At 68.8% G+C, this 22,283-nt stretch carries 20 protein-coding genes and 1 pseudogene; 5 read left to right on the plus strand and 16 right to left on the minus strand.

Going from position 1 to position 22,283, the window contains the following annotated elements:
* A pseudogene (locus tag BM004_RS33755) lies at positions 1 to 770 on the minus strand (3-hydroxy-3-methylglutaryl-CoA reductase); the annotation flags it as partial.
* A gap of 150 nt (positions 771 to 920) precedes the next feature.
* Here BM004_RS33755 and BM004_RS33760 point away from each other — a divergent pair.
* Complete coding sequence (locus BM004_RS33760; RefSeq protein ID WP_093134485.1) at positions 921 to 2,312, plus strand: aminotransferase-like domain-containing protein; 1,392 nt, start codon at positions 921 to 923, stop codon at positions 2,310 to 2,312.
* Here the strand turns inward: BM004_RS33760 and BM004_RS33765 are convergent.
* From BM004_RS33765 to BM004_RS33785, 5 genes are all read right to left on the minus strand, one after another.
* On the minus strand, positions 2,302 to 3,084 hold the full coding sequence (locus BM004_RS33765; protein ID WP_093134719.1) for a crotonase/enoyl-CoA hydratase family protein: 783 nt from the start codon (positions 3,082 to 3,084) through the stop codon (positions 2,302 to 2,304). The two genes, BM004_RS33760 and BM004_RS33765, sit on opposite strands and share 11 nt — an antisense overlap.
* A 66-nt stretch (positions 3,085 to 3,150) precedes the next feature.
* Entirely contained in the window at positions 3,151 to 4,956 is a 1,806-nt protein-coding gene (locus BM004_RS33770) for a feruloyl-CoA synthase (protein ID WP_177206696.1), read from the minus strand.
* 118 nt (positions 4,957 to 5,074) lie between these two features.
* Positions 5,075 to 6,028, minus strand: a complete 954-nt coding sequence (locus BM004_RS33775) for a 3-hydroxyacyl-CoA dehydrogenase NAD-binding domain-containing protein (RefSeq protein ID WP_093220223.1) — start codon at positions 6,026 to 6,028, stop codon at positions 5,075 to 5,077.
* Positions 6,025 to 7,242 (minus strand): ABC transporter substrate-binding protein, encoded by a 1,218-nt coding sequence (locus BM004_RS33780; RefSeq protein ID WP_093220064.1) that lies wholly within the window; start codon positions 7,240 to 7,242, stop codon positions 6,025 to 6,027. Before BM004_RS33780 ends, BM004_RS33775 begins: the two co-directional genes overlap by 4 nt.
* A 47-nt stretch (positions 7,243 to 7,289) precedes the next feature.
* Positions 7,290 to 8,210, minus strand: coding sequence for a beta-keto acid cleavage family enzyme (locus tag BM004_RS33785; RefSeq protein ID WP_093134491.1), 921 nt, complete (start codon positions 8,208 to 8,210; stop codon positions 7,290 to 7,292).
* A 183-nt stretch (positions 8,211 to 8,393) separates the two neighbouring features.
* On the opposite strand from BM004_RS33785, the gene BM004_RS33790 reads away from it, so the two are divergent.
* Together BM004_RS33790 and BM004_RS33795 are read left to right on the plus strand one after the other, a co-directional pair.
* Positions 8,394 to 8,774, plus strand: a complete 381-nt coding sequence (locus tag BM004_RS33790; protein ID WP_093220067.1) for a DUF1090 domain-containing protein — start codon at positions 8,394 to 8,396, stop codon at positions 8,772 to 8,774.
* 31 nt (positions 8,775 to 8,805) lie between these two features.
* The gene (locus BM004_RS33795) at positions 8,806 to 9,516 is read left to right on the plus strand and encodes a Crp/Fnr family transcriptional regulator (RefSeq protein WP_093134496.1); all 711 of its coding nucleotides are present in this window, start codon (positions 8,806 to 8,808) and stop codon (positions 9,514 to 9,516) included.
* A gap of 166 nt (positions 9,517 to 9,682) precedes the next feature.
* Here the strand turns inward: BM004_RS33795 and BM004_RS33800 are convergent, their stop codons facing one another.
* From BM004_RS33800 to BM004_RS33810, 3 genes are all read right to left on the minus strand, one after another.
* The gene (locus BM004_RS33800; RefSeq protein ID WP_093220070.1) at positions 9,683 to 11,485 is read right to left on the minus strand and encodes an NAD(P)/FAD-dependent oxidoreductase; all 1,803 of its coding nucleotides are present in this window, start codon (positions 11,483 to 11,485) and stop codon (positions 9,683 to 9,685) included.
* A 174-nt stretch (positions 11,486 to 11,659) separates the two neighbouring features.
* Positions 11,660 to 12,061 carry a DUF7674 family protein gene (locus BM004_RS33805; RefSeq protein ID WP_093220072.1) on the minus strand — a complete coding sequence of 134 codons (402 nt, stop codon included), beginning with the start codon at positions 12,059 to 12,061 and terminating at the stop codon, positions 11,660 to 11,662.
* A gap of 31 nt (positions 12,062 to 12,092) precedes the next feature.
* Positions 12,093 to 14,033 carry a sigma-54-dependent Fis family transcriptional regulator gene (locus tag BM004_RS33810; protein WP_093220075.1) on the minus strand — a complete coding sequence of 647 codons (1,941 nt, stop codon included), beginning with the start codon at positions 14,031 to 14,033 and terminating at the stop codon, positions 12,093 to 12,095.
* A 172-nt stretch (positions 14,034 to 14,205) separates the two neighbouring features.
* Here BM004_RS33810 and BM004_RS33815 point away from each other — a divergent pair, with 172 nt between their 5' ends.
* Complete coding sequence (locus tag BM004_RS33815; protein WP_093220077.1) at positions 14,206 to 14,619, plus strand: hypothetical protein; 414 nt, start codon at positions 14,206 to 14,208, stop codon at positions 14,617 to 14,619.
* A gap of 13 nt (positions 14,620 to 14,632) precedes the next feature.
* Positions 14,633 to 15,028, plus strand: coding sequence for a hypothetical protein (locus BM004_RS33820; protein ID WP_093334572.1), 396 nt, complete (start codon positions 14,633 to 14,635; stop codon positions 15,026 to 15,028).
* Between the two features lie 26 nt (positions 15,029 to 15,054).
* Here BM004_RS33820 and BM004_RS33825 read toward each other — a convergent pair whose 3' ends face one another.
* From BM004_RS33825 to BM004_RS33855, 7 genes are all read right to left on the minus strand, one after another.
* Positions 15,055 to 15,756, minus strand: a complete 702-nt coding sequence (locus tag BM004_RS33825; RefSeq protein WP_093220082.1) for an ABC transporter ATP-binding protein — start codon at positions 15,754 to 15,756, stop codon at positions 15,055 to 15,057.
* The gene (locus BM004_RS33830) at positions 15,756 to 16,505 is read right to left on the minus strand and encodes an ABC transporter ATP-binding protein (protein WP_093220084.1); all 750 of its coding nucleotides are present in this window, start codon (positions 16,503 to 16,505) and stop codon (positions 15,756 to 15,758) included. The genes BM004_RS33825 and BM004_RS33830 overlap by 1 nt, the downstream gene beginning before the upstream one ends.
* A 139-nt stretch (positions 16,506 to 16,644) precedes the next feature.
* Positions 16,645 to 17,604 (minus strand): branched-chain amino acid ABC transporter permease, encoded by a 960-nt coding sequence (locus tag BM004_RS33835; protein WP_093134512.1) that lies wholly within the window; start codon positions 17,602 to 17,604, stop codon positions 16,645 to 16,647.
* Positions 17,601 to 18,473 (minus strand): branched-chain amino acid ABC transporter permease, encoded by an 873-nt coding sequence (locus BM004_RS33840; protein WP_021004792.1) that lies wholly within the window; start codon positions 18,471 to 18,473, stop codon positions 17,601 to 17,603. The genes BM004_RS33835 and BM004_RS33840 overlap by 4 nt, the downstream gene beginning before the upstream one ends.
* A gap of 123 nt (positions 18,474 to 18,596) precedes the next feature.
* On the minus strand, positions 18,597 to 19,769 hold the full coding sequence (locus BM004_RS33845) for an ABC transporter substrate-binding protein (protein WP_093134514.1): 1,173 nt from the start codon (positions 19,767 to 19,769) through the stop codon (positions 18,597 to 18,599).
* Positions 19,766 to 20,572 carry an alpha/beta fold hydrolase gene (locus BM004_RS33850; RefSeq protein WP_093220087.1) on the minus strand — a complete coding sequence of 269 codons (807 nt, stop codon included), beginning with the start codon at positions 20,570 to 20,572 and terminating at the stop codon, positions 19,766 to 19,768. The genes BM004_RS33845 and BM004_RS33850 overlap by 4 nt, the downstream gene beginning before the upstream one ends.
* 154 nt (positions 20,573 to 20,726) lie before the next feature.
* Positions 20,727 to 22,280 carry a benzoate-CoA ligase family protein gene (locus BM004_RS33855; RefSeq protein ID WP_093220089.1) on the minus strand — a complete coding sequence of 518 codons (1,554 nt, stop codon included), beginning with the start codon at positions 22,278 to 22,280 and terminating at the stop codon, positions 20,727 to 20,729.
* Positions 22,281 to 22,283: the final 3 nt, after the last annotated feature.

Consider the following 22,283-nt stretch of genomic DNA (forward strand, 5'->3'; position numbering starts at 1 on the left):
ACGGCCGCGAAGGTGTAGGCGTCGAGCACGCCTTCGACGATCTCCTCGCCGCTGCGCTGCGCCGTCTTCAGCACCGCGGGCGTGAGCCGCACGCGGGCCCGCGCCAGCCGCAGGTCGGCCAGGTTCGACAGGATGCGCAGGCGCACCGTGCCGCCGGTGAGTTTTTCGACCAGCGGCGAGACCGACTCGGCCATGGTGTTGACGGTGTTCGCGCCCATGGCGTCGCGCACGTCCACGATCAGGTGCATCACGATCATCGGGCCGCGCGGCGTGTCGGGGAACACGTGCACCTCGACGTCGCGGCAGCCGCCACCCAGGCCGATCAGCACCTTGTCGCGGCTGTTGGCCACTTCCAGGATCTGGTCGCGCGCGCGCAGCAGCGCTTGGCGCGCGCCGTACGGGTCGGTCACGCCGAGCACCTGCACCTGGGCCCGCATGATCGGGCCGGTGCTGGAGGCATCGAAGCCGCCGCCCTCGCGCGCCAGCTTGGCCATGAAGGAGGCGGCGGCCACCACCGACGGCTCTTCCACCACCATCGGCACGAGGTACTCGCGCCCGTTCACCAGGAAGTTGCCGGCCACGCCCAGCGGCAGCTCGAAGGTGCCGATGACGTTCTCGACCATGCCGTTGGCGCGCTCCACGCTCAGTGCGCCGGGCGCGGCGAGCAGCGCCACCTCGTCGGCGGTGAGCGAGGCGGCGCGCGCGATGTGTTCGAAGCGCTGGGCGGGTGTCAGCGCGCGGAAGTTGGGAATGCGGGAGTCGGCGACCATCGTTGCGTGTCTCTTCAGGAGGGTTCGGGGGCGGGAGGATCCGGGAGCAGGCAATTTAGGCCAGCTGTACCGCTGGCGGAAGGCACAGTTTGGCGGGACAGTGCGGACAGTCACCCGCATCGGGCGGGTGCTGTGTCACAGTCGAAACCCATGACGACCATCGCCGATTCGCTCGCCAGCACCCTCGAACGACAGATCGCCAGCGGCGCCTACAAGGCCGGCGACAAGCTGCCCTCGCTGCGCGAACTGGCCCAGCTGCACAACTACGCGAAGAACACCGTGGTGGCCGCCTTCGAGCTGCTGGTCTCGCGCGGGCTGGTCGAACCGCGGCGCGGCTCGGGCTACTTCGTGCTGGCGCAACACAAGGCCGCGAAGCCGGCCGAGGAAGACGCCGGCAGCCTCGGCCGCGCGATGGACATCGTGTGGCTCATGCGCGAGCAGCTCAAGACGCAGCCCGACGCGGTTGCGGTGGGCGACGGCTTTCCGCCGGTCGAATGGCTGGCCGACGTGCGGCTGGACAAGTACCACCCCAAGGTGGTCCGTACGGGGCTCGGCGCGCTGTTCCGCTACGGCAGCCGCTTCGGCTATGCGCCGCTGCGCGACCACCTGGTGCGCAAGCTGGCCGACTTCGGCATCGGCGCCGAGCCGCGGCAGATCGTGCTCACGCACGGCGCCAACGAGGCGATGGACATCGTCATCCGCTACTTCGTGCCGCCCGGCGGCAAGGTGCTGGTGGACGACCCGGGCTACTACCCGCTGTTCGGCAAGCTCAAGCTCGCGGGCGCGCAGATGCTGGCTGTGCCGCGGCTGGCCGACGGGCCCGACCTCGAGGCGCTGGAGCGCCTTCTCGTGGCCGAGCGCCCGCGCCTGTTCTTCACGCAGTCGATCGCGCACAACCCCACGGGCTCCGACATCTCGCCGGCCAAGGCCTTCCGTGTGCTGCAGCTCGCGCAGAAGCACGACCTGCTGATCGTCGAGAACGACCCGCTGGCCGACTTCAAGCCCACCTCATTGCCGCGCCTGGCCGCGCTCGACCAGCTGGAGCGCACCATCTACATCGGCAGCTTCTCCAAGTCGTTCTCGGCGGCGCTGCGCGTGGGCTTCATCGCCTGCGGCGCCGACCTGGCGAGCGACCTGGCCGACCTGAAGGCGCTGATCCACGTGAGCAGCTCGGAGTACTGCGAGCGCACGGTGGACGTCATCCTGAGCGAGGGCCACTACCAGCGGCACCTGAACCGCCTGCAGACGCGGCTGGGCGAAGCCACGCGCAACGCGATCAAGCTGTTCGAGTCGGTCGACGCCGAGGTGTTCGCGCGCACGCCGCAGTCGCTCTACGTGTGGGCGGCGCTGCCCGGCGTGGCCGATTCGCTGGCCTTCGCCAAGGAGCTGCTGCCGCGCAAGATCGTGATGGCGCCGGGGCGCATCTTCAACGCCGATTCGACGCAGGTCTCGCGCTGGTCGCGCTTCAACGTCGGCGCCATGGCCGACCCGCGTTTCGCGAAGGCGTTGCGCCTAGCGCTGCGCAAGCGCGTCAGCGACTGACCGTGAAGTCGCCGTGGCGTCCTGCGCCCGCGGCAAAGCGCGCCGCGCCGCGTTCGCCTTCGGCAAACACGATCGGCACGCCGTGCACGCCTTCGTTGCGCAGCGCCTCGGCCAGCGGCAGGTCCCACTGGGCGTAGGCCGACGCGCGGTCGGCCCGCATGCACTGCTGCGGAAACGCGGCGATCTCGCGCGCCAGCTGCTGCGCGGCCGCGAGCGCGCCACCGGGCGGCGTGGTGCGGTTCACCAGGCCCATGGCCAGTGCTTCCGCCGCGCCCACCGGCCGGCCCGTGAGGATCATGTCGAGCGCGCGCGCCATGCCGACGATGCGCGGCAGGCGCACCGTGCCGCCGTCGATCAGGGGCACGCCCCAGCGGCGGCAGAACACGCCGAGCACCGCGTCGTCGTCGGCCACGCGCAGGTCGGCCAGCAGCGCCAGCTCGAGCCCGCCGGCCACCGCATGGCCGGCGATGGCGGCAATCAGCGGCTTCGACAGCGCCATGCGCGTCGGCCCCATCGGCGCGTCGGCGCCGCCTTCGGGGTCGAGCGCGTTGCGCTGCGCGGGGTCGCTCACGGCGGCCAGGTCGGCGCCCGCGCAGAAGTGGCCGCCCGCGCCGGTGAGCACCGCCACGCGCAGCGCGTCGTCGGCCTCGAAGCGCTCGAAGGCTTCGCGCAGCGCGGCGGCCATCGGGCCATTGACGGCATTGCGTTTCTCCGCGCGGTTCAGCGTGATCGTGCAGACGGTGTCTTCGGCTTCGTAGTTCACGTGCTGCATGGTCATGCCTCCGGGGTTCTGGGTTCTGGGTTCTGGGTTCTGGGTTCTGGGTTCAGCGTTCGGTGTTCAGGGCCGCACCACCTGCGCGTCGGCGGGCGTGCGTGCGTGCAGCCGCGCCACTTCGGCCGCGCGCCGCGTGAGCACCGCGCGCTGGTTGATGTAGCCCTTGTCGGTGATCTCGCCCGCGTCGAGGTTCGGCGGCTCGGCCAGCACCAGCGCGCAGGCCGGGCACTGCGAGGAGCCCGCGCCTTCGTCGCGCAGCGCGCGCAGCACGCCGGCAATGCGCTCGCCCATGGCCTCGGGCGACAGCGCCGCCGCCTGCGGGCTGGGGAACACCAGCATGCCGATCTCGTCGCGGTCGTGGCCCGTGAGCACCACGTCCTGCGCATGCGGCGCCAGCAGCGACACCAGCTTCACGCGCAGCGTGCCCACCGACACCCAGGTGCCGGTGGAGAGCTTGAAATCTTCCGCCACGCGGCCGTTGAAGATCACGCCGTGCGCCGGCTCGCCCGGGTTCGCGAGGAAGCCCGCGTCGCCGATGCGGTAGTAGCCCTCTTCGTCGAAGGCCGCGGCCGTTTCGCGCGGCGCATCGCGGTAGCCCGGGAACACCGAGACGCCCTTCACGCGCATCTCCAGCTTCTCGCCGTTGGGCACGAACTTCAGCTCCAGCCCCGGCAGCGGCGCGCCGATGCAGCCGGCGCCGTCGAGCTTCCAGTGCGCGGAGGTGATGGCGGGCGAGGTCTCGGTCGCGCCCCACGAGGTGGTGAGCCACAGCGGGCGCGTGGGCCGCACGCGTTGGGCCACCGCTTCGAGCCGCTGCCACGTGGAGGGCGCCAGCGCCGCCGCCGCGTAGAAGGCCAGCCGCAGCCGCGAGAACACTTCGGCGGCCAGCGCGTCGTCGGCTTCCAGGAAGGGCAGCAGCATGTCGAAACCGCGCGGCACGTTGAACAGCAGCGTGGGCTTCACCTCGCGCAGGTTGCGCACCGTCTTCTCGATCAGGCCCGGCGCGGGCCGGCCCTCGTCGATGTACAGCGCGCCACCATGGCACAGCACCATGTGCAGGTTGTGGTTGGCGCCGAAGGTGTGGCTCCACGGCAGCCAGTCGACCAGCACCGGCTTCTCCTGCGCGAGGAAGCGCCAGGTCTGCGCCATCATCTGCTGGTTGGCGCACAGCATGCGGTGCGTGTTGATCACCACCTTGGGCTTGCCGGTGGAGCCCGAGGTCAGCAGGTACTTGGCGTGCGTGTCGGGCAGCACGCCGGCGAAGGCCTGCATGACGGCGGGTGTTTCCTCGGTGGCGAGCAGGCGGTCGAATGGCACCGCGCCCGGGTGCGCGTCGGCGTTGCGGCTGAACACCGCGACGGCTTGCACGCCGCAGCCCGCGAGCGAGGCGCCGTACACCTTGGCGTCCGACGCGTAGACCAGGCCCGGCTGCAGCGCCTGCAGCATGCCGTGCAGGCGCGACGGGTCCTTGGCCATGCGCGAGTAGGCGCTCGACAGCGAGCACGCGGTGCGGCCGATGTGCATGGTGGCCAGCATCAGCACCGCATGGTCGATGGCGTTGTCCGAGAGGATCACCACCGGCCGGCCCGCGGGCAGGTTCATGTCCAGCAGCGCCTGCGCCACCGCGCCGACCGCCCGGCGCAGCGCGCGGTAGTCGAGCTTGCGCCAGCCTTCGCCGGTCTCGTCGCGTTCGGCAAAAGCCAGCGCGTCGGGCGTTTCATGGGCCCAGCGCTCCAGCCATTCGCCGATGCAGCGGGCATAGGGCTTCAGCGCCATCGGCGAGCGCAGCGCGAAGGAGCCGTCGTCGAAGTCGATGCGCACCGTGCGGGGCGGGGCGATCAGGCTTTCATCGAGGAGGAAGTCGGTCATGTTTATGTTCCGTTTTTGTTCGGGGCGCGTGCACGGGACACCGGGTACTCCCCTCCGAGAATGTCCCCCGTCGGCGTGATCGCACCCCGAACAGGACACCCGATTCCCCACAGCCCTTTCAGTCGAGCTTGCCGCTATCGGCCTTCGCGCGAATCAGGTTTAACAGCAGGGTGTCGCGGGCGGCTTCGAGGTCGGCTGTGCGGCGTTGACCCAGCTCATCGTCGACGCCTTCCTTCACCTTCTGCTTGAGTTCAGCCGTCATCAGCGGCGCGCCCAGGTCCTTCCACCAGTCTTCTATCGGCCCGCCCAGGTGCGCGAGCACATGCTCGATGCCGCCCGCGCCACCCGACAGGTGCAGGTTCATGAAAGGCCCCATCACCGCCCAGCGCAGGCCGGGGCCGTGCGCGATGGCGGTGTCGATGTCTGCCACGCTCGCCACGCCTTCGTTCACCAGGTGAAAGGCCTCGCGCCACAGGGCCGCCTGCAGCCGGTTCGCGATGTGTCCCTTGACCTCGCGCTTCACATGGATCGGCCGTTTGCCGATGGCCGCGTAGAACGCCATGGCGCGCTCGATGGCGTCGGCCGAGGTCTGCTCGCCGCCGATCACTTCCACCAGCGGAATCAGGTGCGGCGGGTTGAACGGATGCCCCAGCACCACGCGCTGCGGGTGCGCGCAGCCCGACTGCACGCCGCTGATGGCCAGGCCCGACGAGCTCGACGCAAGAATGGTGTCCGGCGGCGCCGCCGCGTCCATGCGGCGGAACAGGTCGATCTTGAAGTCCATGCGCTCGGGGCCGTTCTCCTGCACGAAGTCGGCCACCGACACGGCGTCTTCCAGGCTGTCGTGAAAGCGCAGCCGGTCGAGCGAGGCGCCCTCGGCCAGCCCGAAGCGCTCCAGCGTCGGCCAGTGCTGCGCCACCGCGGCGCGCAGGCGTTCTTGCGCGCCGGGAGAAGGGTCGGTCGCGTTCACGTCCAGCCCATGCGCCAGGAAGTACGCGACCCAGCTCGCGCCGATCACGCCGGTGCCGACCACCGCCACGCGTTTCACGTTCGAAGAAGATGCACTGCTCATGCCGATTTCCACCGCGCGCAGCGGCTCTCCGCCTTGGTTGTCCATGCGGCCTCGCCGCGGATCGGCTCGACCACCTTGTAGTAGTCCCACGGCTCCTTCGACTCGGCCGGGGTCTTCACCTGCATCAGGTGCATGTCGTGCACCATCAGTCCGTCGTCGCGCAGCCAGCCGCCCTTGACGAACATGTCATTGAACTTGGTCTTGCGCAATTGCGCCATCACCTTGTCGGCGTCGTCGCTGCCCGCGGCCTTCACGGCCTGCAGGTACTGCAGCGCGGCCGAGTAGTCGCCGGCGTGGAAGGAGGAGGGCATGCGCTTGTGCTTGTCGAAGAAGCGGCGCGCCCACTCGCGCGACTCGGGGCTCTGGTTCCAGTACCAGCTGTCGGTGAGGTACATGCCCTGCGAGTTCTTCAGGCCCAGCGCATGCACGTCGTTGATGGTGATGATCATGCCGGCCAGCTTCATGTTCTTGCTGATGCCGAACTCCGCCGCCGACTTGATGGCGTTCACCGTGTCGCCGCCCGCGTTGGCCAGCGCCAGCACCTGCGCCTTGGAGCTTTGCGCCTGCAGCATGAACGACGAGAAATCGCTCGCGCCCAGCGGGTGCTTCACCGAGCCCGCCACCGTGCCGCCGTTGGCCTGCACGGTCTTGGTGGCGTCGTTCTGCAGCGCCGCGCCGAAGGCGTAGTCGGCCGCCACGAAGTACCAGCTCTTGCCGCCGGCCTTGACCACCGCGCTTGCCGTGCCGCGCGCCATGGCCACCGTGTCGTAGGCGTAGTGCACCGTGTAGGGCGAGCAGTACTCGTTGGTGAGGCTCGAGGCGCCCGAGCCCACCACGAAGTACGGCTTCTTCTTGTCGGCCGCCACGCCCGCCATGGCAATGGCCGCGCCGGAGTTGACGCCGCCGATCAGCATGTCGACCTTCTGCACGTCGAACCACTCGCGCGCCTTGGCGGCGGCGATGTCGGGCTTGTTCTGGTGGTCGGCCGTGACCAGCTCGATCTTCTTGCCGTTGATGGCGCCGCCCATGTCGGCGATGGCCATGCGGATGGCCTCGGCGCCGGCCGGGCCGTCGTAGTCGCGGTACAGGCCCGACATGTCGCTGATGAAGCCGATGCGGATCACGTCGTCGGACACCTGGGCCGAGGCGCCCTGGGCGAATGCGGTAAAGGCGGCACCCGATGCGAGGGCCAGGGCGGTGCGGGAAATGGTCATGGGGTTTGTCTGCGTTCGCTATGGTTCTTGTGTGGTTCTTGTGTCGTTCAGCCCAGCGCGAACTCGGGCCGCGGACCGCCCACGCGCGGCAGGCCCATGATCTGGCGCGCCTCGGCCGGCGTGGCCACTTCCATGTCGAGCTCGCGGATCACCCGCACGATGCGCTCGGTGAGCTGCACGTTGGTGGCCAGCTCGCCGTGGCGGAAGTACAGGTTGTCTTCCAGCCCCACGCGCGCATGGCCGCCCAGCAGCAGCGCCGCCACGTTGGCCTCGAGCTGCGACATGCCGATGCCGCTCACGCCGAAGATCGCGCCCTTGGGCAGCGTGTCGACCATCATCTGCAGGTTGCGCGGCGAATAGGGCATCGCGTTCTGGAAGTTGCGGTGCACGTTCATCACCAGGTTGATGAACCAAGGCTCGTCGTCGTGGCCTTCCTCGATCAGCGTGGTCGTGTCCTGCAGGATGTGCGTGGGACTGAACACCTCCCACTCGGGCTTGATCCCGCGCGCCTTCATGCCGGCGGCCAGTTCGCGCCCGCGGGTGATGGGCGTGTCCATCAGGATCTGCCTGCCCTCGAAGCTCAGGTTGAGCGTGGTGGCGTCCAGCGTGCACATCTCGGCGCCGGCGTCCATGCCCTTGATGCGCTCTTCCCACGCGATTTCCCAGCGGTCGCCGGCCAGCGGCTTGACCATGTCGCCGTGCACGCCGCCGCCGGTGGAGTTGTTGATGACGATGTCGCTGCCGCCCGCGCGGATGCGGCTGTTGATGTCGCGGTACACCTCGGCGTTGCAGGTGGCGCCGTCGTCCGCGCGCCGCGCGTGGATGGCCACCACGCTGGCGCCGGCGTTCCAGCAGCGCAGCGTGTCGGCGGCGATCTCGGCGGGCTGGGTGGGGAGGTGGGGGTTCTGCGACTTGTGCGCCATGCCGCCGGTGGGGGCGATGGTCACGATCACTTTGCGCTTCGACATGGTCGGGGGCTCCTGGTGGCTGGCTGGCTGGCTGGATGTTTGCCCGTGGGGGCGCACCATTATTTTTTGGGGCGCTGTCGCACTCAGTCATCGCGACGACATTTGGGGGCAGGGTTTACCTGCGCCAGAAGCTAAAGTTGCCCCTGCCTTTTCACTCTCGCGAAGTTGCGCAAAGGAGCACGCATGAAGTTATTGCCTCTCGTCCTGGTGGCCGCCGCCGCACTCACCTCCAACTGGGCCGCCGCGCAGCCCGGCCCCAGCGCCAGCTGCGCCGCCAAGCGCGACGCCATCGGGCGCGACATCGACGCGGCCAAGGCCGGCGGCCAGACCCAGCGCGTGCGCGGCCTGGAGCGGGCGCTGGCCGAAGTGCGCCGCAACTGCAGCGACGCCAGGCTGGCCGCCGAGCACCGCCAGCGCGTGCGCAGCCAGGAGCGCAAGGTGGCCGACCGCGAGCGCGAACTGCGCGACGCCCGGCGCAAGGGCGATGCCGACAAGGTCGCGCGGCGCGAGGACAAGCTGCGCGAAGCGCAGGCCGAGCTGCAGCGCGTCAAGGACCTGCCGTAATTCCTCCCTTGCCACGCGCGCCCGCCAGTTCATGCCCACGACCAAGCCACCCCTTCAACACGCCTCGCTGACCGTTGCGCAGTTGCTGCAGGGCTCGGCCTGGTTCCCGCTGCTCGACGTGGCGGCGGGCGAGCGCGTGCTCGACGAGATGCGCGAGGTCGAGGTGCCCGCCGGCGCCGCGCTGTGCCGGCGCGGCGACACGCCCGCGCACTGGTACGGCACGCTGGAGGGCTTGCTGAAATGGTCAATCACCTCCAGCGACGGGCGCGCGGTGACGCTGGGCGGGCTGTCGGTGGGCAGCTGGTTCGGCGAGGGCACGCTGCTGCGCGCGCTGCCGCGCTCGGCGGACATCATCGCGCTGCGCACGAGCCGCGTGGCGCAGCTGCCGCTGGAGACCTTCGAGTGGCTGCACCGCACGCAGCGCGGCTTCGACCACTTCCTGCTGCAGCAGATCAACGAGCGGCTGCACTGGTTCATGGGCAGCTACGCGGCGCACCGGCTGCTCGATGCCGACAGCCAGGTGGCGCGTGCGCTGGCGGGGCTGTTCCACCCGTGGCTGCATCCGGGCAGCGAGCCGCACCTGCAGACCTCGCAGGAGGAGATTGCGAACCTGTCGGGCGTGTCGCGCCAGCGGTGCAACGCGGCGCTGAACCGGTTGAAGGAGGCGGGGTTCCTGCGCATCGAGTACGGGGGGATCACCGTGATCGACCTGGAGGGGCTGCGCAGGTTCATCAGCGAGTGACTTGCGCCCTTCGGTCCGAGTCAGCGCGGCGACGCGGACTTGCTCCCTCTCCCCTTGGGGAGAGGGCGGGGGGTGAGGGCAGCGGCTTTCACTCCACCGCCGCGCCTCATCGAAGGCCCCCCTCACCCTGACCCTCTCCCGCAAGCGGGAGAGGGGACCACACGGGTCAGCGCGTGTGGTGCGACACCGCCCGCTCATACACCGGCGTATCGATCCCTTCCATGCGCGCCTTCAATTGCAGCGCCAGGAACTGCGAGTAGTGCCGCGACTGGTGCAGGTTGCCGCCGTGGATCCACAGGTTGTCGACCTGCGTGGGCTTCCACATGTTGCGCAGCTCGCCTTCCCACGGCCCCGGGTCCTTCGGCGTGTCGGAGCCCAGGCCCCAGCACTTGCCGACCTTGTCGGCGATCTCGGGCGAGATCAGGTCGGCGAGCCAGCCGTTCATCGAGCCGTAGCCCGTGGCGTACACCAGCAGGTCGGCCGGCAGCTCGGTGCCGTCGGTCAGCGTCACCGAGCGTTCGTTCACCCGCTCGATGTTCACGCCGCTCTTCAGGTGGATGCTGCCGTTGGCCACCAGCTCGGAGGCGCCCACGTCGATGTAGTAGCCCGAGCCGCGCCGCAGGTACTTCATGAAAAGCCCCGAGCCGTCCACCCCGAAGTCCAGCAGGAAGCCCGCCTTCTCCAGCCGCGCGTACAGGTCGGCGTCGCGCTTCTTCATCTCGTCGTACACCGGGATGTGGAAGGTGTGCATCACCTTGTAGGGCACCGACGCGAAGATCAGGTCGGCCTTGTGGTGGTCGATGCCGCCCTTCACCGCCTGCTCGGAGTAGAGCCCGCCCAGCGCCAGCTCCATCAGCGACTGCGAGGGCGCGATGTGGGTGGACGAGCGCTGCACCATGGTCACGTCCGCGCCGTGCTCCCACAGCGCCGCGCAGATGTCGTGCGCCGAGTTGTTCGAGCCCAGCACCACGCACTTCTTGCCTGCGTAGGCCTCGGGCCCGGGGTGCTGGCTGGAGTGGTGCTGGTCGCCCTTGAAGTTCTCCGCGCCCGCCACCTTCGGCACGTTCGGATAGCCCGACACGCCCAGCGCGAACACCAGCTGCCTCGGCCGCAGCACCACCGTCTGGCCTTCACGCTCGACCGTCACTTCCCAGCGCTGCGTGGCCTCGTCGAAGCGCGCGTTCTTCGCGTTCGTGGAACTCCAGTAGTTGAGCTCCATGATCTTCGTGTACATCTCCAGCCAGTCGCCGATCTTGTCCTTGGGTGCGAACACCGGCCAGTCGTCGGGGAAGGGCATGTAGGGCAGGTGGTCGTACCAGACCGGGTCGTGCAGGCACAGCGACTTGTAGCGCTTGCGCCAGGAATCGCCGGCCTTCGCATTGCGCTCCACGATGATGGTCGGCACGCCCAGCCGCCGCAGCCGCGCGCCCAGCGCAATGCCGCCCTGGCCGCCGCCGATGACCACCACCTCGGGCTGCTCTGTGTAGCCCAGCGCGGCTTGCTCGTCGAGGCGCTTCTCGAGCCAGTTCTTGCGGCCCTTGTGCACGCCGTGCTCCGCGCCCTTGGCGCGGTTGTCACCGGTCTTTTCCTCGAAGCCCTTCAGCTCGGTCATGGTGGTGAGCAGCGTCCAGGCCTTGCCATTGCGAAGGCGCAGGTGCCCGCGCCCGCGCGCCACGCGCGTCTCGAACGTGAACCACGCATCGACCACGCCGTCGGCCTCGGTCGCATCGCCTTCCACCGCGAAGGCCGTGGGCTGCGTGTCGGCCAGCCGCGCCTTCAGCATCGCGCGGATGGCCTCGGGGCCTTCCTGCGTGCGGATGTTCCAGGTGAACGCGACAAGGTCGCGCCAGAAGCCGTCGGGCTCGAACAGCGAGACGGCCGCGTCGATGTCGCTGCGCGCCAGCGCGGCGGCAAAGTCGGCGAGCCATTGGGCGGCGGCCCGGGTCGGGCCGGTGGTCGGGTCTGTCATTGAATGTCTCCGTAGCGTCGTTGATGAATGCGCGGCGAGGCGCGGCGTTCATTGCGCAGCTTTCGTGCCGTGGAGGGCGGCACGGGAAATCAATGACTTGGGCGGGGTTTTGTCGCAGCTTCCGGGGTTGTCGCATGTCGCATGCGACGGCGCCGAGACAACTGTCGCAGCGCGCTAGTCGCCGACCAGCGTCTGCCCCTCGCGCCAGAAGCCGTGCAGCCTCTTCCACCACCTTGCGCTCTCGGGCAGCAGGAACCGCTCGAACTGTTCTGGCAACGTGTCCTTGCGGTGCATGTTTGTGTTCTGCATGTCTTCGAGCAGGCCGACCGTGGCGGCTTCCTGTACGTACGAATCGCCTTCGATGTGCAGCCTTTCCACGACGGCGAACACGCGGCGAAGGGCGGCTTCGTCGCCCGGGGCGAGCAGGTCGCAGAGGTGCCGCGCGAAGCTGCCGAGCACGATGTAGTACGAAGGCTGCGAGTCGTCCGCGCAGTCGGCCTCGAACTCTTTCCAACTGCCTGCGAAGCCGGGGCTGGCTTCGACCAGCAGCGGGAGCATTTGTGATGCGTCGATCATCGGAGTGTTGTCTGCATTTCTTTCGGGGCGCTCATGATGACATCCGCCGCGGCGGCGCGATGCCGTGGCGCTTCATGTGGCGGTACACCGTGGCACGGCTCACGCCGAGTTCGTCGGCCGCGCGCGCCACGTGCCAGCGGTGGCGCTTGAGCAGGTCGATCAGGCCGGCGGCACTGGTGTCGTCGCCAACGTCGAACGGCACATCGGAAACGCGGGTCGAAGCAATGTGGCTTGCCCGCACCGGCAACTGAAGATCTTCCGCCCCCACCGCGCCATCGGTGCACAACGCCAGCGCCAGCCGCAGCACATTGCGCAGCTCCCGCAGGTTGCCCGGCCAGTCGTGCGCCAGCAGTTGCTGCATCGCCTCGGCCGACAGCCGCGCCGCCGACCCCATTGCCGCGGCTTCCTCGTTGAACATGCCTTCGATCAGGTAGCGCCTGTCGCTGCGCGCGCGCAATGGCGGCAGCTTCAGCACCGCGCCGCACAGCCGGTAGTACAGGTCTTCGCGAAAGTGCCCGGCTGCCACCAGCTCCGGCAGGTGCCGGTGCGTGGCCGCCACCACCGCGATGTCGACCCGCTGCGGCGACTCCGCCCCCAGCGGCAGCACCTCGCCTTCGGACAGCACGCGCAGCAGCCGCGTCTGCAGCGCCATCGGCATGTCTCCGATCTCGTCGAGGAACAGCGTGCCGCGGTCGGCCTGCGCGATCAGGCCCTTCATGCCCTTGGCGCGCCCGCCCGTGAAGCTGCCGGGCGTGTAGCCGAACAGCTCGCTCTCGATCAGCGAATCGGGAATGGCCGCGCAGTTCACCGCCACGAAGGGCATCGCGGCGCGGCTGCTGGCGCCGTGCAGCGCGCGCGCCAGCACTTCCTTGCCACTGCCGGTCTCGCCCTCGACCAGCACGTGGATGCCGCGGTCGACCAGGCGGCGCGCCTGCGCGAGCAGCTTCTGCATGGCCGGGTCGTCGCCGGCGATGCGCTCCAGCGGCGGCAGGCGGTCGGAAGGGCGTGCGCTTGCGGGCGCCGGTGAGGGTGCCGAAGCACGCCGCACGCGCGGCGCCAGCAGCGACGCGTGGTACTCGCCGCCACCGGGCAGCAGCACCGTGTGCGCAAAAGGCATCGCCGCCGCGCCGCCGCTGCCGATGCGCCAGACCGCATCCATCGGCATGTGCAGCAGCTCCGACACCGCGCCGCTCAGCGCCCGTCCGGCAAAGGCCAGCCTTGCGCCGCCGTTGGAACCCACCAGCGTGCCGCCGTCGTCGAAGGCCAGCATCACCTCGCCCGCCACGTCGACCAGGCCGTAGGCACTGCCCAGCCGCAGGATCCAGTGGCCGCGGAAGTTGCGCAGGAAATCGGCGTCCTCGATCATCCGCGCGTACATCGACACAAGGTGCCGCACGAGGTGCTGGCTCTCCTTGGCCTCGGGCGAGCGCAGCGCAGACACGTCGAGGATGGCCGTGAGCCTGCCGCTGTGGTCGAACAGCGGCGCGGTGGTGCAGGTCAGCGCGATGTGCGTGGCGTCGAAATGCTCGGTCTGGTGGCAGGTCATGGGCTGGCGCTCGACCAGGCAGGTGCCCACGCCGCAGGTGCCGGCATGCGCTTCGTTCCAGTCGGCGCCCAGGTACAGGCCCGCCTTGCGCAACTGGTCGTCCCATGCGGGGTTGCCGATGTAGTCGACCGTGATGCCCTCGGCATCGGTCAGCAGCACCATGTAGCCCAGGTCGGCCACGCGGCGGTAGATGTCTTCCATGCCCGCGCGCGCCGCGAGCAGGAAGTGCTCGAGCTGCTGCTGGTGCGCGCGCACCTCCTGCGCGGGCAGGATGCGCGCGGGGCTCGGCTTCGACGGGTCGAGCCCGTGGTCGCGCACGCAGCGCGCCCACGACTTGTGGACCAGGCTCTGCGCCGGATCGGCCAGCGCCGCGCCGGTGGCGATCGAATAGACGTTGTCGATGTGACGCGATTGCAGGGAAGTCATGCGCAACCTCGCGGAGTGACAGAGTGACAGAGTGACAGAGTGACAGAGTGATGGTGGGGCGCGGCCATCATTCGGCTGTCGCACTGTCGCAGGACAGAGGTGAAACCCGGTGGTCAAGGCCTTCGGTTACGCTTCCTGACGAATACTTTTCCAGCTACGAAGGGGGTTGCGCATGTCAGAGATCCTGCTCGAGGGCTACACCGTCGACGAAGTTCTTCAACTGCCGAATGAAGAGTTCCAGGCCCTCGTCCTGAGAGACGAGCCGCTGGTGTTCAAGGCGGGCAGTGCCGACATGCTCGGCCGGTTCAAGGTCGATGGCGATGCGCTGGTCATGGAGCTTGCCCACATCGACGGCGGCGGCGAAGGCGCATTGCCGAGCGTGGCGTCGCTGGCCAGCCGCTATGCCAGGCGCCAAGGCCTGGCCTTCGTCGAATGGCGAGTTCATGCGGTGCATTGCGCCAACCCGAATCTCAAGCTCCGGCGTGTCCTGGAACGACGCGGCTTCGTCGTGCGCAACGTTCCGGGAACGGGGGAGTGCTATTGGTTGCGAGCGCCGGCTGATGCGGCGTCGCAAGCGACGCATTGAACCGGCGGTCCCTATGGCATCGCCGGAATCCATTCACCGACTCCTCACCGTGGCCGCGAGGTTGCTCGACAGTGCCGCCTCCGAGATGCGGGACGCCCAGCTCGAACCCGTTCGCGAGAACATCCATCAGGTCGGCGAGATCCTTGCCGCGATTTTCGAGATCGAACAAAAGATCCACATGCTTCGACCGGAGCTGAAACCGGCCTACCTGAGCGAGCCTTCACCGTATCCGGAGTCCAACAAGCGGCTCACCCGCTTCATGTTCGAGGCGTGCCAGCTCGAAGATGTTGGCGAGCTCGCGCAAGCCGTCGAGAAGTACGAGGCGTACCTGCTGCTCGAAGACTCTGCACATCACCGCGAGATCGCCGAAGGCGAAATTCGAAGGCTCTTGAAAAGAGACGACGACTGATCTTCCGTCGTGCCGGGCGTCGGCCCTCAAACGCCCAGCAGCTCCTCCAGCGCCTGCGGCTGCGCCAGCAGATCCGCCGACGCCCCGTGCCGCACGATCTGCCCCTTCTCCATCACCACCGCCAGATCGGTGTGCGCCAGCACCTTGCGGTAGTCGCGGTCGACGATCAGCGTGGCGATGCCGGTGGCGCGGATTTCGCCGATCACGCGCCAGATCTCCGCCACGATCAGCGGCGCGAGGCCTTCGGTGGCTTCGTCCAAGATGAGCAGGCGCGGGTTGGTCATGAGCGCGCGGCCGATCGACAGCATCTGCTGCTCGCCGCCCGAAAGCTGCTGGCCGCCGTGCGACAGCCGCTCCGACAGGCGCGGGAAGGTGGCCATCACGCGGTCGAAGGTCCAGGCGCGGCGGCCGTCGATGCCGGCGCGTTCGCTCATCACGAGGTTCTCGCGCACCGACAGGTTCGGGAAGATGCCACGGCCCTCGGGCACGTAGCCGATGCCCAGGCGCGCCATCTTCTCGGGCGGCAGGCCGGTGACGGTGCGGCCGTCGACCTGCACTTCACCCGAAGCCGGGCGCACGTAGCCCATGACGGTGCGGATCAGCGTGGTCTTGCCCATGCCGTTGCGCCCGAGCAGGCCGACCGAGGTGGCCGCCGGAATGCCGGCGTGCACCCCGCGCAGGATGTGGCTGTTGCCGTAACAGGTGTTGAGGTCGCGAACGATCAGCATCAGTGTTGTTCCTCGCCCAGATAGGCCGTGCGCACTTCGGGGTTCTCGCGGATCTCCCGCGGGTTGCCCGTGGCGATCACGGTGCCGTTGACCATCACGGTGATTCGGTCGGCAATGCGGAACACGGCGTCCATGTCGTGCTCCACCAGCAGGATGGCGTGCGTGGCCTTCAGCCGCGCGAGCAGGGTGAGCATGCGGTCGGTTTCCTCGGCACCCATGCCGGCGAGCGGCTCGTCGAGCAGCAGCACGCGCGGGTTGGTGGCCAGGCACATGGCCACTTCGAGCTGGCGTTGCGCGCCGTGGCTCATGGTGCCGGCAATGCGCCTGGCCTCGTGCGCGAGGCCGGCCGCTTCGAGCGCGGCGTCGGCCGACGCGGTGCTGGTGGCGCAGGCCTGCGACGACTGCCAGAACGCCCAGGGCCTGGGCGTGGCGGCCTGCGCGGCGAGGCGGCAGTTCTCGTGCACCGTGAACTCCGGGAAGATGGTCGTGCGCTGGTAGCTGCGGCCCACGCCGTCGCGCGCGCGCTTCGACTGCGCGCGGCCGGTGATGTCGACGCCGTCGAGCGCGATGCGGCCTTCGGAGGCCTCGATCTCGCCCGAGAGCATGTTGATGAGCGTCGACTTGCCGGCGCCGTTGGTGCCGATGACGGCATGCACTTCGCCCACGTGCAGGTCGAGCGTGACGGCGTTGACGGCGGTGAGGCCGCCGAAGCGGCGCGTGAGCTTGTCGACGGAGAGGAGTGCGGTCATGGTGTGGCTCCTTCCCCTTCCGGGGGAAGGTGGGGATGGGGGCAAGCGGCCTTTGTCGCCGCGCGGCGTTGGAGGCCGCGCGCCCCCACCCCGGCCCTCCCCCGGGAGGGGAGGTAGAAAGTCAGAAGACCGACGCAGGTCATGCGGCCTCCTTCGGCGACAGCCGCTTCACCAGGCCGATCAGGCCCTTCGGCAGCAGCGCCACGAACAAGATGATGGTCAGGCCCAGCGTCAATTGCCAGTGGTCCGCCAGCGGCCCCATCACGGCATGCGTGGAGAAGATTTCCTTCAGCAGGGTGAAGGCGATGGCGCCGATCACCGCGCCGCGCAGGTGGCCCATGCCGCCGAGGATCACCATCAGCAGCACCTCGCCCGAGTTGTGCCAGGCCATCAGCTCGGGGTTGACCACGCCGTCGCGCGAGGCCAGCAGGAAGCCCGCGAGTCCGGCCAGCGCACCGGCCAGCACGAAGGCCGCGAGCTTGTAGCCGTACACGGAGAAGCCCGCCGCGCGCATGCGCTGCTCGTTCACGCGAATGCCGGCCAGCGCCGCGCCGAAACGCGAGCGGCGCACCAGCGCCAGCAGGGCGTAGGTGAACACCAGCGACGCCAGCACCACGTAGAACAGCACGGTGCGGTTCTCCAGGTCGAGCGCGCCGATGGCGGGGCGCACGTACATGTAGATGCCGTCGCTGCCGCCGCCGACCTTGGTGTCGTGGAACACGAAGAAGGCCATCTGCGCGAAGGCCAGCGTCACCATGATGAAGTACACGCCGCGCGTGCGCAGGCTCAGGGCGCCCACGAACAGCGCGTACAACGCCGCGGCGCCCATGGCCAGCGGCAGCAGCAGCGCGAAGTTGCCGCCGTCGCTGCCCGAGGCCAGCACGGTCACGTAGGCACCGATGCCGTAGAACGCCGCATGGCCCAGGCTCACCAGGCCGGTCATGCCGACCAGCAGTTCCAGGCTCAGCGCGAAGATCGACAGGATCATGATCTTCACGACGAAGTCCGACGCGTAGTTGCCCATCAACGGGCCGGCCACGCCGATGGCGATGGCGCACACCACGGGCACCAGGAAGGCACTCTTCTTCATGCCTGTCATGGCCTTCTCCCCATCAGCCCTTCAGGCTTCCAGATGAGCACGATGGCCATCAGCAGGTAGATGCCGATGCCGCTCAGGTCGGCGAAGAACACCTTGCCGAAGGTGTCGACGAAGCCCACCAGCAGCGAGGCCACCAGCGCGCCGGTGATCGAGCCGATGCCGCCGATCACCACCAGCACGAAGCAGATGATGAGCACGCTGGCGCCCATGTTGGGGTACACGGAGGACATGGGCGCGGCGATCATGCCGGCCAGTGCCGCCAGCGCCACGCCGGCCGCGAACACGATGCGGTAGAGCCGCTTCACGTCGATGCCCAGGCCGCGCACCATGTCGCGGTTGCTCGCGCCGGCGCGGATCATCATGCCCAGGCGCGTGCGGTTGACCACCCAGTACAGCGCCACGGCCAGCACGATGCAGGCGGCCGAGGCGAACAGGCGATACCACGGGTAGCTCATGACGTTGCCCAGCGCGAAGCTGCCGTCGAGCCAGGCGGGCACCTTCACGCCGTGCACGTCGTTGCCCACCAGGATGGAGCGCAGCTCCTCGAACACCAGGATGAGCCCGTAGGTCATCAGCACCTGCTGCAGGTGGTCGCGCTGGTAGAGGTAGCTGAAGAAGGCCCACTCCAGCAGGTAGCCGAAGATGGCGGCGAGCACCACGCCGGCCACCAGCATCAAGAGGAACTGGTCGCCGAACAGCGGCGCCAGCGCGAACGCCATGTACGCGCCGATCATGTAGAAGCTGCCGTGCGCGAGGTTGATGACGCCCATGATCCCGAAGATCAGCGTCAGCCCCGAGGCCACGAGGAAGAGCAGGAGTCCGTACTGAACGGAGTTCAGGCACTGGACGAGGAAGGTTCCGAAATCCACCGTGTGAGATCCCAGTTGAATGTGGTTGCCGCAAGGCGGCTCGCGGCCCGTGAACTCGGTCAGGGCCGCGAGGAAACGAGAGAGTCGATCGAAAAAGCAGGGCAGGCCTTGCGGCCCTGCTGCTTACATGCGGCAGCCGCGTGCCGGGTCGGCCAGGCCCTTGATGGCGGTGTTCACCAGCTTGTTCTCCTTGCCGTCGACCTTGCGCAGGTAGATGTCCTGCACCGGGTTGTGCGACTTGCTCACCGTGAAGGTGCCGCGCGGGCTGTCGATCTTCGCCTTCTCGACCGCGGCCGCGAAGTCGGCCTTCTTCGAGATGTCGCCCTTGGTGGCGTTCAGGCCCACGCCCAGCATCTGCGCGGCGTCGTAGCCTTGCACCGCATACACGTCGGGCTGCAGCTTGAACGCCTTGGCATAGGCGGTGCGGAAGGCGGTGTCGCGCGGCGTGTTCAGGCCGTCGGCGTAGTGCAGCGTGGTCAGCATGCCTTGCGCGGACTCGCCCTGTGCGTCGAGCGTGCCGTCGGTCAGGAAGCCGGGGCCGTACAGCGGAATGGTCTTGTTCAGGCCGGCGGCCTGGTAGTCCTTGACGAACTTGACCGCGCCGCCGCCCGCGAAGAAGGCGTACACCGCATCGGGCTTGGCCGCCGCGATCTCGGTCAGCAGCGCCTGGAACTCCACGTTGGGGAAGGGCAGCGTGAGTTGCTTGTCGACCTTGCCGCCGTTCTTCTCGAAGCCTTCCTTGAAGCCGTTGACCGACTCGTCGCCGGCCGCGTACTTCCAGGTGATGGTCATCGCCTTCTTCTTGCCTTCCTTCTTGGCCGCGACTTCGCCCATGGCGTAGGCCGGCTGCCAGTTGCTGAACGAGCTGCGGAAGATGTTGGGCGCGCACATCGGGCCGGTCACGGCGTCGGCGCCGGCGTTGGGCACGATCAGCACGGTGCCGCTTTCCTTCGCGGCCTTGGCCATGGCCATGGCCACGCCGGAGTGCACGGTGCCCACGATCACGTCGACGTTGTCGCGCTTGATGAGCTTGTTGACGTTGTCGGTGGCCTTGGCGGGGTCGGACTCGTCGTCGACCTTGAAGTATTCGATCTCGCGGCCGGCGAGCTTGCCGCCCTGTTCGTCCACGTAGAGCTTGAAGCCGTTCTCGATGGCCACGCCCAGCGCGGTGTAGGTGCCGCTGTAGGGCAGCATGAGGCCGACCTTGAGCTTGCCCGTGCCCTGGGCGCCGGCGGCGGAGGCCAGCGCGGCGAAGGCGATGGCGGTGAGGGCCAGGCGTGCGGTGCGAATGGTCATGGAATCTGTCTCCTGTTTTTGGTGATGAAAGAAGTGGCCGCGACGATGACACGATCCGGCTGATCGCGATGCGGGGAATGCCCGCATTCCGGGATTTCGAGCAGCTCGCAGCCGCCGACGCGCGCGGCGATGCCGCGGATCTGCGCGAGCGTGCCGTACTCGTCGTCGATGCCCTGCACCGCGAGCACGGGGCAGCGGAGGGTGTCGAGTTCCTGCTCGATGTTCCATTGCCGGAAGGGCGGGTGCAGCCAGATGCGGTTCCAGCCCCAGAAGGCGGAGTCGGCGCTGTCGTGGTAGCGGCCCAGCTTCTTCGGCAGGTCGGTGCCCAGGTAGGCGGTGCGCGCCTTCTCGATGTTCTCCACCGTCACGTCTTCCACGAAGATGTGCGGCGCGAGCACGACGAGGCCTTCGACCTTGTCGGGGAAGCGCGAGGCGTACAGCAGCGAGATCGAGCCGCCGTCGCTGTGGCCGAAGAGCCAGGGCTTCTCATCGCCGAGTTGCAGCGCGGCGAAGAGCGCGGGCAGCACCTCGTGCGCCTGGCGGTGCATGAAGTCGACGTCCCAGATCTCGTCGTCGGCGCGCGGGGTGGAGCGGCCATAGCCGGGGCGCGAGAACACCAGGCCGCGCGCGTGGGCGGCGTCGCACAGCTGCGCGGGAAAGTCCTTCCACATGGCGACGGAGCCGAGGCCTTCGTGGAGGAAGACGATGAGCGGGGCGCCGGTGCGCTCGGGAGCGATCCACTGGCACTCGATGCGCACGGGGCGGCCGTGCCAGTCGATGGTGGCGAAGTCGGGCGTGTTCATGGCGTTGCCTCTGGCTGTTGCTCCTTCCCCTTCCGGGGGAAGGTTGGGATGGGGGCAAGCGGCGTCGGCAAAGGCAATGCGTATGCAAAGGCCGCGCGCCCCCACCCCAGCCCTCCTCCGGGAGGGGAGGGAGCAAGGCAAGACCGGGCGCGCGTCATGCCTGCTTTTCCTTCTCACGCAACCGGAACCGCTGGATCTTCCCCGTCGCCGTCTTCGGCAGCTCGCTCACGAACTCCAGGAAGCGCGGGTACTTGTACGGCGCGAGGCGTTCCTTCACGAAGGCCTTCAGCTCTTCCTCGGTGGCCGCGCCGCCGTCCTTCAGCACCACGAAGGCCTTGGTCTTGGTCAGCCCCTCGGCGTCTTCCTTGCCGATGACGGCGGCCTCGAGCACGGCGGGGTGCTGCATCAGCGTCGACTCGACCTCGAACGGCGACACGTAGATGCCGCTGACCTTCAGCATGTCGTCGCTGCGGCCCGCATAGGTGTAGTAGCCGTCGGCGTCGCGCGTGTACTTGTCGCCGCTCTTGGTCCAGCCGCCCTGGAAGGTGTCGCGCGACTTCTCGCGGTTGGTCCAGTACATGAGCGCCGAGCTCGGCCCGCGGATGTAGAGGTCGCCCACTTCGCCGTCGCCCACGGGGCGGCCGTCCTCGCCGCGCAGCTCGATCTCGTAGCCGTCCACCGGCTTGCCGGTGGTGCCGTAGCGCACGTCGCCGGGGCGGTTGGAGATGAACACGTGCAGCATCTCGGTCGAGCCGATGCCGTCGATGATGTCGCAGCCGTAGTGCGACTTGAAGCGCTGCGCGATCTCGCCCGGCAGCGCCTCGCCGGCCGACGAGCACATGCGCAGCGCCACGGCTTCGCGCGCGGGCAGCCTGGGCGATGCGAGCATGCCGGCGAAGCCCGTGGGCGCGCCGAAGAACACGGTGGGCTGGTGCTCCACCCAGCGGCGGAAGGTGGCGTCGGGCGTGGGCCGCTCGGCCATCAGCACCACGGTGGCGCCCACCGACAGCGGGAAGGTCAGCGCGTTGCCCAGGCCGTACGCAAAGTAGAGCTTGGCGGCCGAGAAGCAGATGTCGGCTTCCGTGAGGCCGAGCACCGGCTTGCCGAACAGCTCGGCCGTCCACCACAGGTTGCCCTGCGTGTGCACCGTGCCCTTGGGCTTGCCGGTGGAGCCCGACGAGTAGAGCCAGAAGCCGGGGTCGTCCGATGCGGTGGTCACCGGCGCGGCCAGGGGCGCGGCGGCGGCCAGCGCGGCCTCGAATTCCTTCGCGCCCTCGGGCAACGGCAGCGCGCCCGTGGGCTGCGACACGATCAGCGTCTGCACCTCGTGGCCGCCGCGCGCCATCGCCTCCTGCAGCACCGGCAGCAAGGCCCCCGACACCAGCGCGGCCTGCGCGCGGCTGTGGTCGAGCATGTAGGCGTAGTCGTCGGGCGTGAGCAGCGTGTTGACGGCCACCGGCACGATGCCCGCATACAGGCAGCCCAGGAAGCTCACGGGCCAGTCGTGGCTGTCGAGCATGAGCAGCAGCACGCGCTCCTCGCGCCGGATGCCCGCTGCCTTCAGCGCGGCGGCCAGGCGGCGCGCGCGGTCTTCGAGCTGGCCGTAGCTCAGCGTGCCGCGGTCGTCGATGTAGGCGGTGCGCTCGGCGCGGCCGCGGTTGAGGGCGAACAGGTGCTCGGCGAAGTTGAATCGTGTGGGCAGGGTCATGTC

This window comes from Variovorax sp. OK212, assembly GCF_900112425.1.
Classification (GTDB): domain Bacteria; phylum Pseudomonadota; class Gammaproteobacteria; order Burkholderiales; family Burkholderiaceae_C; genus Variovorax.